Genomic DNA, 14,773 nt, shown 5'->3' with positions numbered 1-14,773 from the left:
CCGTGCGGCACGGCCGGCCGCGCTCGTCCATGGCGTGGCCGGGTCGGGGCGGCGTGCGTTTCGCAGTCGCACGTCGCCCCGCACCCTCATGGATGCGAAGGGGAAATCAGGGGGAAGCAACACGAACGACGGCGGCCCGAGCCGCGAGGCCCGGGCCGCCGTCACCTGCCCGAAGACGGGCTCAGAACAGGTCGCCGGCTGCGCCGAGGCGGAGGAAGACCGTCTCGCCCGTGGCATCCTTGAGCCCGTCGTTGTCGGTCACGGCGTAGACGTCGCCGTCGGCCCCGATCGTGAGCCCCTCGAGCTTCTCCTGCGTCCAGCCGTTGCCGGCCCGGAGCGCCGGCAGCACGTCGACCGCGAGCGACTTCTCGAGCACCGGCAGTTCGCCGGGCGCTCCGACGCCGGCCACCCCGGCGACGCCGCCGACCTCGACGGTGGAGACGCGCTTGACCGCCGCCGCCGGACCGTTGAGCTTGTCGCGCTCGATGACGGCGAGCGTGTCGGCGTCGACCGCCACGATCTCCGAGAGGCCGAGCCAGTCCCCGGCGACCGAGGTCTGCTCGAGCCGGTAGCCGAACCAGGTCCACGTCTTCGATGCGGTGTCGTAGCGCCCGATGCGGGTCACGCCCTCGCCGTCGATCGGGCCCGCCGCCGCCGCCGGGTCGGCCCACAACGGACGTTGCAGGGCGACGAAGACGACCTCGGCGCCCGCGGCATCGGTCGTGGCGGTGACGCCCTCGAAGCCCCACTTGCCGACGTGCGCCGCGATATCGGCGGGCAGCGCGACGGTCTCGACGACGGCGCCTGCGCCGTCGGTGCGCACGAGCGAGTTCGCGGCTCCCGTCGCGCCCTCGTTCGCGAGCCAGAACCCGCCCTGGGGGCGGGCGTACACGCCCTCGACGTCGAGCGCCTGCGGGGCGCCGCCCTTCGTGACGACGAGCCGGTCGGTGACGCGTGCGGGCTCGGCCGCGACATCCACCGTGAAGATCGTCGACGGGCTGAGCGCGTTGTCGCTCGCGGCGTAGATCGCCGACGCGTCACCGGGCTTGGCCGACAGCGCGCCCAGCGCGAGCCAGCCGATCGCCCGGCCGTTCGCGTCGTCGCCGCTCACGACGGACGGCCGCGCCGCCTCGTCGCCGAACCGGTACACGTTGACGCTCGCACGCACCGAGACCGAGGCGGCGTCGGTCTCGCTCGAGACGACGAGGAGGTCGCGCGAGGGCACCGGAAGGATGCCCTCTGGGCCGTTCGTCGAGAAGAGCGTCTGCACGAAGCGCGGCGCTGCGGGCTCGGTGAGGTCGTAGACGGCGACGAAGTTCGAGCGCTCGCTCGCGACGAACCCGTAGCGGATGCCTCGGATCGTCGCGACCGCGAGGCCCTCGGGCTCCGGGCCCTTCTTGCCGGCCCGGTCGTCGTTGTAGAGCCCGCGCGAGATCGCGAGCTGCTCGAACGAGTAGCCCGCGTCCCAGACCACGTCGCCCGTGCGCACGTCGAACACCGACCAGCCGCGGGTGCCGCCGCGCAGGTCGCCCTCGTTGGCGGTCGCGACGTGCCGGTCGTCGACCCAGGCGATCGCATCGGGCTCGCGCGGCACGTCGGTGATCGACCCGGTCGCGTCGACCTTCTTGTCCTTCTTGACGTCGAAGCCCGATCCGGTCACGGTGCCGGCCGAGAAGGCGCCCGTGACCCGGCGGCTCTGCACGTCGACGATCGCGACGGCGTTGTTCTCCTGGAGGGTGACGGCGAGCTGTCCCGACGGCGAGAACGCGACGTACTCGGGCTCGGGGTCGCCCGGGGCGTACACGCCGGCCGCGGCGAAGGCCGCCTTCGCCCAGCGATCGTCGAACGCGACCGGCCGGGCCTTCCAGCTCGACGGCTTCGCCGGGGTGAGCTTCACGGTCTGCACGAAGCCGCCGGGCGCCTGCGGCAGGCCGCCCTCGACGCCGTCGACCTCGAGCTCCTCGTCGCGCTGGTTCTCGATCGCGATCGCGGCGGTCCTGCGGTCGGGAGAGACGGCGATGGAGTCGGGCTGGCCGCCGAGGTCGATCGAGGCGAGCCGCTCGCGGGTCGTGAGGTCGAGCACGTCGAGACGGCCGCGCGGGTTCGGGAAGTCGCCGCCCGTCTCGTCGATCACGACGAGCACGCGGTCGCCGACGATCGCGACCGAGGTGGGCTGGTCGTCGGCGTGGCCGAGCTCGGCGAGCTCGACGGTGCCGGTGCCGACCGGGTGCTCGGGGTCGCCGAGGTCGACGAAGCCGATGCGCTTGCCGAGGGCGTCGGTGTAGACGACCGTGCGGCCGTCGTCCGAGACGGCCGAGATCTCGGCGACGGCGGCTTCGGCCGGATCGACGCCCGCGGGCGCGTTCTGGAAGACGGGGTAGGTCGCGGTCCGCGAGAAGCCGGGGCCCGCGGTCTCCTCGCGGTCGGCGGCGGTCGCGGCGGTCGCGGTGTCGTTCGAGCGGGGCGCGGCGACGGCTGGGGCGGCGAGCGCGCACCCGGCGACGACGGATGCCACCGCGAATGCGGCGAGGGACAGCGGGCGTGCGGGCATGAGGGGGCTCCTGGGGTCGACGGGCGAGTCGGGCCCAGAGTCCCGCCGACGGCTGTCGCCGGGGTTCCGCGCCGGTGACGCGATCGTGACCGGTACGTGAACGGCCGGTGCGCGCCCCGAGCTAGACGACGGCGGGCAGCAGCCCGGCGTCGGCCGCGGCGACTCCGGGCATCGACTCCCAGGCACGGCGCAGTGCGTGCACGGCGGCCTCGGTCTCGGCCACCGGCTGGCAGATCGGCAGACGCAGGAACCGTTCGAACGCCCCGTCGATGCCGAATCGCGGACCCGCGGCGATGAGCAGCCCCTGCGCCCGGGCCGCGAGCGCGAGCTGCGAGCTGATCGGTGCACCGAGGCCGATCCAGACGGCGATGCCCCCGTCGACGTGCGGCACGCGCCAGTCGGGGAACAGCTCGGCGATGAGCGTCTCGACCCGATCGCGACCCGCACGGAGCTCGGACCGGCGCAGCTCGAGGATCTCGTCCATCCGCCCGATGAGCCGGGTCGCGATGAGCTGCTCGAGGATCGGCGTGCCGAGGTCGCCCGGCAGTCGGGCCGCGAGCAGTCGGCGGATGAGCGGCGGCTCCGCACGGATCCAGCCGATGCGCACCCCGCCCCACACCGTCTTGCCGAGGGAGCCGATGAGCACCGCGGTGCCGGGCGGCCCGTAGGCCGCGAGCGGCAGCGGCGCGCGGTCGCGGTCGATGTCGAGCTCGGCGGTGGTCTCGTCGGCGATGACGACCGTGCCCTGGCGTGCGGCGACGTCGAGCAGCCGGCGTCGCGCATCGGCGTCGAGGCTGCGGCCGGTGGGGTTCTGGAAGTCGGGCATGAGGTACGCCGTCGACGGGTTGGTACGGGCGAGCGCGCGCTCGAGCGCCTCGACCTCGTCGCCGTGCGGCGGGACGCCGCCGTCGAACCGCGGGTCGTGGGGCGCGACCGGTACGGGCACGAGCCGTGCGCCCGCGAGCTGCAGCGCCTCGTACGCGTGCGGGTAGGTCGGCGCCTCGATCACGGCGCGATCGCCCCGGCCGACGAGCACCCGCGCGAGCAGCCCGATGGCGTGCTGCGCCCCGATCGTCACCATGATCTGCTCCGACCGGGTCGGCAGTCCGCGCACGCCGTAGCGGTCGGCGATCGCCTGGCGGAGGGCGGGCATGCCGATCGGGTCGAACCCCGAGTCGCCGAGATGCGCAGGCAGTTCGTCGGCCGCGTCGCGGGCCACCTCGGCGAGCCACGGCAGCGCGGGCGGCGCCGCCTTCGACAGGTCGAGGTGCGTGGCGGCAGGTGGGACCGGCAGCACCGCGGGCGCTCCAGGGATGCGGGCGACGCTCCCCGACCCGCGCAGGCTCCGCAGGTAGCCCTGCTCGCGCAGGTGCCGGTACGCGGCGGTGACGGTCGTGCGGCTGACGCCGAGCCGGTCGGCGAGCTCTCGCTCGGCCGGCAGCCGGGTGTCGACGCTCACCCTCCCGTCGAGCACGAGCAGCCGAACCCGGTCGGCGAGCGCGAGGTACGCGGCGCCGGGAAGGCCGCCCCGCCAGTCTCCGAGGAGGTTCTGCAGGGCACGGGCACTCAGCGAAGCATCCGACATAATGCCACTTCAGACGAATTGGCTATAGATGTCAAGGCCAATCATCGAATTGGATGGATGTTATGGCCCGCCGGATTCCCCAACTGCTCATCGGACTCGTGCTCTACGGCATCGCCGACGCGATGATGATCCGCGCGGCGCTCGGGGTCGACCCGTGGACGGTGTTCGCCCAGGGGCTCTCGCACCTCACGGGCATCGGCATCGGCTGGCTCACGAACATCATCGGCGCGCTCGTGCTGCTGCTCTGGATCCCGCTGCGCCAGCGCCCCGGCGCCGGGACCGTGCTCAACATCCTGCTCATCGGCCCGAGCATCGAGCTCGGCCTGTGGTTCATCCAGACGCCGCCCGAGCTGTGGCAGCGCATCCTGCTCTTCGCGGGCGGCCTGCTGCTGCTCGCCGTCGCGAGCGGCCTCTACATCGGCAGCCGCTTCGGCCCGGGACCGCGCGACGGCCTCATGACCGGCATCCACGCCCGCACGGGCTGGCCGATCTGGGTCGGCCGCACCCTCGTCGAGGTGACCGTGCTGCTCGTCGGCTGGCTGCTCGGCGGCGACGTCGGCTTCGGAACGGTGGCGTTCGCGCTGCTCATCGGGCCGCTCTGCGGCGTCACGCTGCCGCTCTTCCGGGTGCCCGAGAAGGCGCGGACGCCCCGAACCGATGCCGTCGGCACCGGGACCGCCGCGACCCCCGTGACCGCCGCGGCGGACTAGACGGCTGCGGCCTCCGAGGCCGGGACACCTCGGAGGCCGCAGCGACCATCGTCGGTCGAGGGGCGAAGCGCATCGAGACCACGCGGGTGGTGTCGATGCGGCGCCGCGCGCCTCCTCGACCGCCCAGCCCCTAGAGCTCGCGCTCGGCGTACGCCCGCAGCGCGTCGCGCACGAACTCGGCGCCGTGCGGACCGCCGTAGTTCACGCCGAAGCGCGGGTCGGCCACGTACATCTCGCCGAGGCCGATCACGTACGCCTTGACGTCGCCGCCGGGCGCCGCCGCGGGCGTGCCGGGAATGCCGGTCAGCCACTCGACGTGGCGCTTCGCGAGCGCCTGCCCCTCGGGGCCGCCGGGCTGCACGCCCGACTCCGCCGCCGCGATCCAGTCGCGACCGAGCGCCTCGGCGCGAGCCTTCCACTCGCGCCGGCCGGCCTCGCCGAGGCCGCGCCACCAGCGGTCACCGCTCGCGTACGCCTCCTTGCCCCAGCGCTCTTCGACCTCCTCCTTGTACCGGGTGTGGTCGAAGCCGTCGAACATCTCGTCTGCCATGAGTCGTTCACCTCCTTCCAATGCCTCGATGGTCTTCTCGACCGACGCGATCTGACGCGCCAGCCGGCCCTGCTCCTGCCGGAGCCAGTCGAGGTGCGCGCCGAGCGCATGCGCCTCGTCGGCGTCGCCCTCGAGCACCTCGCCGATGGCCGGCAGTCCGAGCCCGAGCTCGCGCAGCAGCAGGATGCGCTGCAGGCGCACGAGTGCGCGCTCGTCGTAATGGCGGTAGCCGTTGCCGGCCACGCGGCTCGGTTCGAGCAGGCCGATGTCGTCGTAGTGCCGCAGGGTGCGGCTCGTCGTGCCGGCGAGCTTCGCGATCTCCTGGATCGACCAGTCCACGGCGCCGCCTCCTCTCGCGTTCGGTTCGTGTCGTGCTGCACCGTTGCCGGTACGGGTTCCACCGTAGAACTTGACGTAGCGTCAAGGTCAAACGAAACAGGTTGAGATTCTCAGGAACGCGATATATCGTGTTGCACATCAAGACGCGATATATCGCGAAACCCCGGATTTCAGGGCCGGATGCCTCGCGGCACTCCGCCCGCACAGAAGGAGCACGACATGACGATCGAGAAGTGGGTCATCACCCCGGGCGAATCGCGGGTCATCGACCTCGAACTCGTCCGCAAGCTCAAGGTCAGCCTCATCGGCGGCAAGGTCGACCTCATCGCCCACGACGAGCCAGGCGCCCGCATCGAGGTCTCGAGCGTGACCGGCAAGGACCTGCTCGTGACGATCGACGGCGACGCCCTCGAGATCGACCACCCGCAGCTGCGCTGGGACAACTTCATCGATGCCTTCAAGGGCTGGGCGAACAACGCCAAGGCCGACGTGTCGATCCTCGCGCCGCGCACGGCGCTGGTGAAGCTCGGCGTCGTGTCGGGCGACGCGCTCGTCTCCGGCTTCGACGGCGACGCCAAGCTCAGCACCGTCTCGGGCGAGCTCGTGGTCGACGACCACGACGGCGACCTCGAGCTCTCGACCGTGTCGGGCGAGCTCTCGGTCGGCAACCACACCGGCCGGGTCACGGCGCACTCCGTGTCGGGCGACATCATCGCCACCGGCGCGATCACGGTCTTCAATGCCGACACCGTCGCGGGCAACATGATCGTCGACGCGCACGGCACCCCGAGCCGCATCGACACGAACACCGTCTCGGGCGACCTCACCGTGCGCTTCGACGCCGGGGCCGGGGCCCGGTATCGCGTCAACACCGTCGGCGGCACCGTGCTCATCGACGACGTGACGATGAAGGGCGTGCTCGGCAAGGGCTTCGAGCGGGTGACCGGCGAGCTCGCCGGGCGCTGGCTCGACTTCGGCGCGAACAGCGTCTCGGGGTCGATCTCGGTCATGCGACGCGAGCCCGTCCCCGGGGATGCCTCCGGCGCGGCCGGCGACGCAGCGACCGGCTCCGGCTCCGGCTCCGGTTCCGGTGCGGGCGCCGACGACGAGTCGTCCCGCACCGAGGTCGGGGGCGCCGCGTGACCCCGCCCGTGTTCGCCCATGGCAGCCTGCGGCTCTACCTGCTGGCGCTCCTCGACGAGCAGCCGCGGCACGGCTACGAGCTGATCCAGGCCCTCTCCGACCGATTCGGCGGCACCTACTCGCCGAGCGCCGGCACGATCTACCCGCGCCTGTCGAAGCTCGAGGAGGAGGGGCTCGTCACGAAGACGAGCGACGGCCGCAAGTCGGTCTACGAGATCACCGACGCCGGGCGCACCGAGCTCGAGGCCCGCCGCCCCGAACTCGACGCGATCGAGGACGAGGTGACCGACTCGATCCGTCGCCTCGCCGACGGCGTGCGCGCCGAGGTCAACGACGCGATGCGCTCGCTGCGCGCCGAGCTCGCGAGCGCCGCCCGCGACGCGAAGCGCTCGGCGAAGGACGCGGCGAAGGCGACCGCCGAGAGTGCCCGGACGGCGACGGTCGACGCCCAGGTGGAGTCGCGGCGCGCGCTGCAGGAGGCCGAGCTCGTGCTCAACGAGTTCCGTCGTCAGGTGCGCACCGACCTTCGCACCCGCACGCAGGCCGACCACGTGCCCCATGAGGCGGTCACCCTGCTGAAGGCGCGGCTCGCGCAGGTGCGCGCCGACGTGCTCGCGGCACTCGACCGCTGAGCCCGGTGCCGGCCGTCGTCGCTGTCGGCGGCCGGTGGTTCGATGGTCGCATGGACGACGTCGAGGTGCATCCGTGGTCCGAGGGCGACCTCGGGCTGCTCCGTCGGGCGAACACCCCCGAGCTGATGGACTGGGTCGGCGGCGTCGAGACCGACGAGCAGGTCGTCTCGCGGCACGCCCGCTATCTCGCGCTCGCGCGCGACGGCACGGGGCAGCAGTTCCGCATCACGATCCCCGGGCACCCCGAGGGCGTCGGCATGGTCGGCTACTGGCAGCACGAGTGGCACGGCGAGCCGGCGCTCGAGAGCGGCTGGTCGGTCGAGGCCCGGTACCGCGGGCGCGGCATCGCCCCGGCCGCCGTCATCGCCATGCTCGAGTTCGCCCGCGCCGCCGGCGAGACGCTGCCCGTGCACGCCTACCCGAGCGTCGACAACCCCGCGTCGAACGCCGTGTGCCGCAAGGCGGGGTTCACCCTGCTCGGTGAAGCGGACTTCGAGACGGGCGGCGGCGTGCTCCGCACCAACGACTGGGTCGCGACGCTCGTCCCGCCCGGCGCGGCGTAGCCTTCAGGGGTGCGCGCGTATCTCGCGGTCGCCGTCGGCGGCCTCATCGGAACCGGCCTCCGCCTCGCCTTCGACCTCGCGTTCGCACCGCCCGCGGGTGCATTCCCCCTCGAGACGCTCGTCATCAACCTCGCCGGCACGTTCGCGCTCGGCTGGCTCGTCGGGGGCCTCTGGACGAGGCCGGCGACGCCCATGTGGCTCAAGGCGGGCCTCGGATCGGGGGTGCTCGGCTCGTTCACCACGCTGTCGGCCGTGATGGCGGCCGTCGTCGTGCTGACGAGCGACGGCGCGTTCTGGGTCGGCGCGGGCTACCTCCTGGCCTCGGTCGTCGGCGGGATCGGCCTCGCCGCACTCGGGCTCGAGCTGGGCTCGCACCTCGCGCACCGTCCGATGCCGCACGAGGTCAGCGACGACGGGGCGACGCTGTGACCGGCTCGCTCAGCCCGATCGTCGTCACGGCCGTGCTCGTGGCGGGCGCGGTCGGGGCCGTCGCGCGCTACGCGCTCTCGCGCGCGCTGCCGGTGCGGCCCGGGCACCTCCCCGGCGGCATCCTGATCGTCAACGTCGTCGGCTCGGGCGTCGCCGGCGCGCTCATCGGCCTCGCGGAGCGCGCCGCGCTCGACGGCGACCTGCGGCTCATCCTCGTGACGGGATTCTGCGGCGGCCTCACGACGTTCAGCACCTGGAGCGTCGAGACGATCGAACTGGTCTCGGGCGGCCGGTGGCGGGCGGCCGTGCTCAACGTCGTCGTCACCCTCGCCGTCGGCCTCGCGGCCGCGGCCGGCATGTACCTCGCGTTCCGGTGACGGGCGGCGGATGCCGCGACCCGGGCCGCGACATCCATCGTGCTCGTCGTCAGACGAGCGAGTCCCCCACGTACCCGTCGGGGCCGCAGCCCGGCGGGATCGCGAACACCGCCGAGCCCACGGGCGTCGTCCACTCGTTGAGCAGGTCGAGCTCGTCGAGGCGGCGCTGGATCGGCACGAACTGGCGATCGACGTCGGCCTGGTACGAGGCGAACAGCAGCCCCGCGTCCGAGACGGCGCCGCCGGCGGGTGCCTCGTCGTAGTTGTACCCACGACGGAAGATCCGCTCCCCCGGGACGTCGCTGCGCGAGCGCCGCAGGTGCGAGTAGTCCGCGATGACGGGGAAGCCGACCGGGGTCAACGCTGCGAAATCGGGCTCGTCGTGCTCGCGTGCACCGGTGAGCGGCGCCCCGTCGCGGAGGCGTCGACCGACCGCGGCCTCCCGGCCCGGGCGGTCGACCCGATCCCAGCCGTCCAGGTCCATCGCGATGCGCCGCAGCACGAGGGACGTGCCGCCCGCCATCCAGCCGGGACCGCCATTCGACCAGACGAGCTCGTCGAAGTCGGCGCTCCCGGGCACCGGATTGACGGTGCCGTCGAGCTGTCCGAACAGGTTGCGCATCGTCGATCCGGAGGCCTCGGCCCCGGCCGCCCTGCGGAAGCCCTGCTGCGACCAGCGCACGTTCGCGAACGAGCGCGCATCCTTCAGCAGCATCCGGGCGGCGTGGGCCACGGTGACCGGATCGTCGGCACCGAGGTGGATCAGCAGGTCGCCGTCGCTCCACTCCGGGCGCAGACGGTCGACGCCGAAGGGCGGCAGGGGGCGGAGCCAGTCGGGTGCGATGCCGCCGGCGCGGGCCACGAGCCCTGGGCCGAACCCGAACGTCACCGTCAGCCGCGCCGGTGCGAGCGCGAGTTCCGGTTCGGAGTCGGCCAGCGGCGCTCGGCCCTGCGTGACCCGTGCTGCGTCGTCGCTGAGCACGCGCAGCATCCGCCGCAGGGCCGCAGCGTCGACGTCGGAGCGGAGATCGAGCGCGATGAAGCGGGCATGCGTTTGCGGCGGGGTCTCGACGCCGGCCTGGTGCGCACCGTGGAAGGGGACGAGGGCGTCGCCGACCGCCGTCGCACCCACCCCTCGCGCCGACGCCGCCGTGCCGTCCTCCGTGGGGGCGAGCGCGCCGGCCAACGCCTGGGCGCCGAGCACCGCAGCGGCGCCGGCTCCGGCCGCGGCGGCGCCCCCGAAGAGGAGGTGCCGCCGCGAGAACCCGGAACCGCCGGGTTCGCCGGCCATCAGTCCGACCCGTGTCCGTCGTCGTACTGCTCGTTCGCGCCCGCGTAGTCCTTGACGGGCGCCGTGACCTCGAGCGTCGAACCGTCATCGAACTCGAGGGTCACCGTGACCTCGTCGCCCGCGAGCAGCGGTCCGCCGAGGCCCATGAGCATCACGTGGTCGGCGCCCGGCTCGAGCGTCAGGGTCTCGCCGGCGGGGATCGGGAAGCCGCCGTCCTTCTCGCGCATCAGCATGGCGCCGTCGGATCCGACCGTCTCGTGCAGTTCGGCCGACTCGGCGGCGTCGGTCACGGCGCCGACGAGCACCAGGTCGCCGTCGCCGCCGTTGACGACGTCGCCGAAGAGTGCGGTCATGCCGTCGTCGGCGGCCTTGATCCAGGCCTCCTCGACGACCACCGACGACGCGCCGGGAGCGGCCGCCGCGACCCGGGCGTCGGGATCGGCGGAGCCGCCGGTGACCGTGCTGCAGCCGGACAGGAGGAGCAGCGCGGCCAACGCCGCTCCGAGGGCAGGGGTGATCGCGGTGGAACGCATCTCGATCGCTCCCGCCCGGTCAGGCGTCGGTGCCGGTGCCGGAGGCCGGGCCGTCGCCGGCACCCGGGCCTGCGCTCTTGCGGCGCGCGCTCACGATGATCGCGACGATGAGCGCGATGATGCCGAGCCCGCCGACGATGAAGCCCGCGACGGCCCATCCGTCGGGACCGTTCGCCGCGGCGTCGTCGGCGTCGTCGGCGTGGTCGCCCTCGTCGCCGTGGTCGCCGTGGTCGTCCTCGTCGGCCGCGGGAGCGTCGTGCGGCGCCTCCTCGGTCCAGGTGCCCGTCGCGTCGGCGCCCACGCCGAAGTCGATCGTGCCCTCGATCGGGTGGCCGTCGCTCGACACTGCGCGCCAGCGCACCTGGTACTCGCCCTCGAGGTCGGCCGGCAGCGTCGCGGTGACGTTCGGCCCGTCGATCACGGGCTCGCCGACCTCGACCTCCTCGCCGTGGTGGTCGACGACCTCGACGGCGGTGCCGACCTCGATGATGTCGTCCGAGAACTGCAGCGAGACCTCGGCGGGCGGCGTCTCGAGCACCTGTCCGTTCTCGGGGGTCGAGCCGACGAGCTCGTCGTGGGCGAGGGCGGCGGTGCCGCCCGAGAGCGCGAGCGCGCCCGCGAAGGTGAGCGCGGTCGCCGCGACGACGACGGTGCGCAGGGGGTTCGTGGTGCGACGGAGCGCGATGGAAGTGGTGTGCATTCGGGAGTCCTTCTCCTCATGCTCCGGACGGCATGCATCGATGCGTGCGCCGATCGTCGGCGCGAGGCATCCGGAGTCTTCGATGGTTCCGCCCCGAGGGCGGAGGGTTCACGCGAAGGCGGGGAGGAGCGGCGGGCCGCGATAGCGGAGTGCCGCGAAGCGCAGGCGCGAGCGCAGTGCGGGCGGAACGAGGGTCGCGAGGCGCGGCGTCGGCGGGGCGATGATCGCGACCGGCTCGCCGGCACGACCGGCGAACACGAGCGCGAAGCGGCGGGTCGCCGTCGCGAGCGCCGACCAGGCCGTGCGCTCGAGCACGAGCAGGTAGACGATCGTGGCGACCGCGGCGAGCGCGTGCCCGATGAGCATGGCGGCGCCGTGCCCGTCGTGCGCCGCGGTCGAGGCGGCGCCGGCCGACTCGACGAAGGCCATCGTGGCGTGGTGGCCGCCGCCCGTGGTGACGAATTCGCCCGATGCGGGGCCCGAGCCGACGCCGAAGAGGAGGTGGAAGGCCGCCTGGCTCGCGATCACGGCGAGCGCCGTGCGCACGGGCGTCGTTCGCCGGCCGACGAAGGCGACCGAGGCGCCGAGCGCGACGATCGCCGCGAGCGCGAGCCCGACCGAGCCGGGCGCCTCACCGCCGGCGACCCCGTGCGAGAAGGCCGCGAGGAAGAGGGCCACCGAGGCGGTCGCAGCACCGCGCGCGAGCTGCGTCGCACGATTCACGTCGGGGCTCCCCGGGCTCGATGGAAGAAATGCGCCTCGAGTCTAGCAAGCCGACTTGACATGCACGCGCGCAGGTGTAGTGTCATCCGCCGTGACGAACGACGCGGGCGAGCCGCCTGCCGAACTGAAGTCGCCGAAGCACTGGATCATCGGCGACCCCCTGCCCACCGAGAAGCTCGAGGGGCAGCTCCTCCCCAAGCGCATCGCCCTGCCGGTGTTCGCGAGCGACGCCCTGTCGTCGGTCGCGTACGCGCCGCAGGAGCTCCTCATGGTGCTCACGGTCGGCGGCCTCGCGTTCCTGGCCTTCGCGCCGTGGGTCGCCGCGGTGGTCGTGCTGCTCATGGCCACGGTCGCACTGAGCTACCGCCAGCTGATCCGCGCGTACCCCTCGGGCGGCGGCGACTACGAGGTCGCGCACAAGAACCTCGGCGAGAAGGCCGGGCTCGTTGTGGCCTCGGCCCTGCTCGTCGACTACGTCATGACCGTCGTCGTGTCGGTCGCATCTGGCGTCGACAACATCATCTCCGCCTTCCCGGCGCTCAACCCGTGGCGGGTCGAGCTCGCGGTCGTGTTCGTCATCATCCTCGCCGCGATGAACCTCCGCGGCGTGAGCGAGTCGGGCAAGGCCTTCGCGGTGCCCACCTACTTCTTCGCGGCGAGCGTGCTGCTGCTCGTCGGCACCGGGCTCGTGCAGATCGCGATGGGCAACCCGCCCGTGGCCGAGTCGTCGCAGTACTCGGTCGAGGGCGAGGACCTCACGCAGGCCGCGATCATCCTGCTGCTGCTCCGCTCGTTCGCGAGCGGCTGTTCCGCGCTGACCGGCGTCGAGGCCGTCGCCAACGGCGTGCCCGCGTTCCGCGCACCCAAGGTGCGCAACGCGCAGAAGACGCTCTCGCTCATGGTCGGGCTCGCGATCGTGATGTTCGTCGGCCTCACGGCCCTCGCGCTCGTCTCCGGCGTGCACTACGCCGAGGACCCGTGCGACCTCATCGGCTGGAACGACTGCCTGACCGCGCCGCAGCCGAGCCTCATCGCGCAGATCGCCGCCGCGGTGTTCGGCAACGACTCGATCCTCTTCTTCGTCGTGCAGGCCGCCGCCGCCCTCGTGCTGCTGCTCGCGGCGAACACCGCGTTCAACGGATTCCCGCTGCTCGGCTCCGTGCTCGCCCGCGACGGCTACGCGCCGAAGTCGCTCTCGACGCGCGGCGACCGCCTCATCTACTCGAACGGCGTCATCATCCTCGGCCTCGCCGCGATGGTCATCCTCGTCGCGTTCCAGGCCAACCTGACACTGCTCATCCAGCTCTACATCATCGGCGTGTTCGTGTCGTTCACGCTCGGCCAGAGCGGCATGGTGCGGCACTGGATCGGCCTCCTGCGCGCGGGCCGCGCACGGACCGGCGCGAGCGCGGCCGGCGCCGCGAAGCAGAAGGCGGCCAAGCCGGGTCGCCCCGGCCCCGCCGACGACGACCACCGCCCGATGACCCGCGGCGCGATCATCCGCTCGCTGTGCATCAACACGTTCGGCGCCACGCTCACCGCGGTCGTCCTCGTCGTCGTCACGATCACGAAGTTCACGCACGGCGCGTGGATGGTGTTCCTCATGATGCCGATCCTGTTCATCCTCATGATGGGCGTGCACCGGTACTACCGCGACGTCGAGAAGGAGGTCGAGGTCGACCCGACCACGACGTTCGGCGCCTCGGGCGACCACGCGATCGTGCTCGTCGGCCGCATGCAGAAGCCGACCCTCAAGGCGCTCGACTACGCCATCGCCGCCCGGCACGACTCGATCGAGGCGGTGCACGTCTCGCTCGACGACGCGCAGACGAAGCAGCTGAAGAAGGACTGGGTGAAGATGAACATCCACGTCAAGCTGCGCATCCTGTCGTCGCCCTACCGCGATCTCAGCCACCCGCTGATCCAGCACATCAAGCAGCATCGCGAGGAGCACGGCTCCGAGGTCGTGACCGTGTACATGCCGCAGTACATCGTCGGCCACTGGTGGGAGAACATCCTCCACAACCACAAGGCCCGGCGCATCCGGCAGAAGCTCATGCTCGTGCACGGCGTCACGATCGCCCTCGTGCCGTGGCTACTGGACTCGTCCGACCTCATCTACGGCCGCCGTTCGCGCCCCCTGCCCGGCCAGGACCGCCGCGGCGAGCCGGTGCGGGCGGTGCCGCGCCGGCCGATCGCCGAGACGACGGGCAAGCGCGGGCGGTAGGCTCACGGCATGGCGACCGGTCGCACGGATGTCCCGGTGGAGGTGTTCCTCGACTCGGTGACGCATCGCGTGCGCCGGCGCGACGCCGACACCCTGCTCGCCCTCATGCAGCGCGTGACCGGCGAAGAGGCGTACATGTGGGGCCCGTCGATCGTGGGCTTCGGCGAGTACCACTACCGGTACGACAGCGGTCGCGAGGGCGTCACGCCCGCGGCCGCGTTCTCACCGCGCAAGGCTGCGTCGACGGTGTACCTGCTGCCGGGGTTCGCGGAGGACTCCGAACTGCTCGAGCGCCTCGGGCCGCACACCACCGGGGTGGGATGCCTCTACCTCAAGGATCTCGCGGTCGTCGATCTCGACGTGCTGACCGACCTGGTGCGCGAATCGTACGACTTCGCCGTCCGCTCCGCCGGTTGAGCA

Annotated in this window: 15 protein-coding genes; 8 read left to right on the top strand and 7 right to left on the bottom strand. The window is 72.6% G+C overall.

Annotated features, from left to right (window positions below):
• Positions 1-181: 181 nt before the first annotated feature.
• Together PX701_RS01170 and yczR are read right to left on the bottom strand one after the other, a co-directional pair.
• Positions 182-2,551: an esterase-like activity of phytase family protein gene (locus PX701_RS01170; RefSeq protein WP_275505230.1), complete on the bottom strand. Its 2,370-nt coding sequence runs from the start codon at positions 2,549-2,551 to the stop codon at positions 182-184.
• 121 nt (positions 2,552-2,672) lie between these two features.
• Entirely contained in the window at positions 2,673-4,136 is a 1,464-nt protein-coding gene (gene yczR, locus PX701_RS01165; protein ID WP_275505229.1) for a MocR-like transcription factor YczR, read from the bottom strand.
• Positions 4,137-4,198: 62 nt separating this feature from the next.
• Between yczR and yczE the strand changes: the two genes are divergently transcribed.
• On the top strand, positions 4,199-4,846 hold the full coding sequence (gene yczE / locus PX701_RS01160; RefSeq protein WP_275505569.1) for a membrane protein YczE: 648 nt from the start codon (positions 4,199-4,201) through the stop codon (positions 4,844-4,846).
• A 130-nt stretch (positions 4,847-4,976) separates the two neighbouring features.
• On the opposite strand, the gene PX701_RS01155 is transcribed toward yczE, so the two are convergent.
• The gene (locus PX701_RS01155) at positions 4,977-5,735 is read right to left on the bottom strand and encodes a MerR family transcriptional regulator (RefSeq protein WP_275505228.1); all 759 of its coding nucleotides are present in this window, start codon (positions 5,733-5,735) and stop codon (positions 4,977-4,979) included.
• Positions 5,736-5,954: 219 nt separating this feature from the next.
• On the opposite strand from PX701_RS01155, the gene PX701_RS01150 reads away from it, so the two are divergent.
• From PX701_RS01150 to crcB, 5 genes are read left to right on the top strand one after another with little or no spacing between them, the layout of a single operon-like run.
• On the top strand, positions 5,955-6,878 hold the full coding sequence (locus PX701_RS01150) for a DUF4097 family beta strand repeat-containing protein (protein ID WP_231429728.1): 924 nt from the start codon (positions 5,955-5,957) through the stop codon (positions 6,876-6,878).
• Complete coding sequence (locus PX701_RS01145; protein WP_275505227.1) at positions 6,875-7,510, top strand: PadR family transcriptional regulator; 636 nt, start codon at positions 6,875-6,877, stop codon at positions 7,508-7,510. Before PX701_RS01150 ends, PX701_RS01145 begins: the two co-directional genes overlap by 4 nt.
• 50 nt (positions 7,511-7,560) lie before the next feature.
• Entirely contained in the window at positions 7,561-8,073 is a 513-nt protein-coding gene (locus tag PX701_RS01140) for a GNAT family N-acetyltransferase (RefSeq protein WP_231429726.1), read from the top strand.
• 9 nt (positions 8,074-8,082) lie between these two features.
• Positions 8,083-8,502, top strand: a complete 420-nt coding sequence (locus tag PX701_RS01135; protein ID WP_231429725.1) for a FluC/FEX family fluoride channel — start codon at positions 8,083-8,085, stop codon at positions 8,500-8,502.
• Positions 8,499-8,879: a fluoride efflux transporter CrcB gene (crcB, locus tag PX701_RS01130; protein ID WP_231429724.1), complete on the top strand. Its 381-nt coding sequence runs from the start codon at positions 8,499-8,501 to the stop codon at positions 8,877-8,879. Before PX701_RS01135 ends, crcB begins: the two co-directional genes overlap by 4 nt.
• A gap of 49 nt (positions 8,880-8,928) precedes the next feature.
• On the opposite strand, the gene PX701_RS01125 is transcribed toward crcB, so the two are convergent.
• From PX701_RS01125 to PX701_RS01110, 4 genes are all read right to left on the bottom strand, one after another.
• On the bottom strand, positions 8,929-10,170 hold the full coding sequence (locus PX701_RS01125) for a Dyp-type peroxidase (RefSeq protein WP_231429723.1): 1,242 nt from the start codon (positions 10,168-10,170) through the stop codon (positions 8,929-8,931).
• Positions 10,170-10,703: a copper chaperone PCu(A)C gene (locus PX701_RS01120; protein ID WP_231429722.1), complete on the bottom strand. Its 534-nt coding sequence runs from the start codon at positions 10,701-10,703 to the stop codon at positions 10,170-10,172. Before PX701_RS01120 ends, PX701_RS01125 begins: the two co-directional genes overlap by 1 nt.
• A 19-nt stretch (positions 10,704-10,722) precedes the next feature.
• Positions 10,723-11,403: a copper resistance CopC family protein gene (locus PX701_RS01115; protein ID WP_275505226.1), complete on the bottom strand. Its 681-nt coding sequence runs from the start codon at positions 11,401-11,403 to the stop codon at positions 10,723-10,725.
• Positions 11,404-11,511: 108 nt separating this feature from the next.
• Entirely contained in the window at positions 11,512-12,126 is a 615-nt protein-coding gene (locus PX701_RS01110; RefSeq protein ID WP_231429720.1) for a hypothetical protein, read from the bottom strand.
• 91 nt (positions 12,127-12,217) lie between these two features.
• Here PX701_RS01110 and PX701_RS01105 point away from each other — a divergent pair, with 91 nt between their 5' ends.
• Entirely contained in the window at positions 12,218-14,353 is a 2,136-nt protein-coding gene (locus PX701_RS01105; protein WP_231429719.1) for an APC family permease, read from the top strand.
• A 9-nt stretch (positions 14,354-14,362) separates the two neighbouring features.
• On the top strand, positions 14,363-14,770 hold the full coding sequence (locus PX701_RS01100; RefSeq protein WP_275505225.1) for a DUF1801 domain-containing protein: 408 nt from the start codon (positions 14,363-14,365) through the stop codon (positions 14,768-14,770).
• The last annotated feature ends 3 nt before the right edge of the window (positions 14,771-14,773 follow it).

Source organism: Agromyces chromiiresistens (genome assembly GCF_029167465.1).
Classification (GTDB): domain Bacteria; phylum Actinomycetota; class Actinomycetes; order Actinomycetales; family Microbacteriaceae; genus Agromyces; species Agromyces chromiiresistens.
The sequence above is the reverse complement of the archived record's forward strand: the minus strand, read 5'-3'. Positions and strand labels throughout refer to the sequence as shown.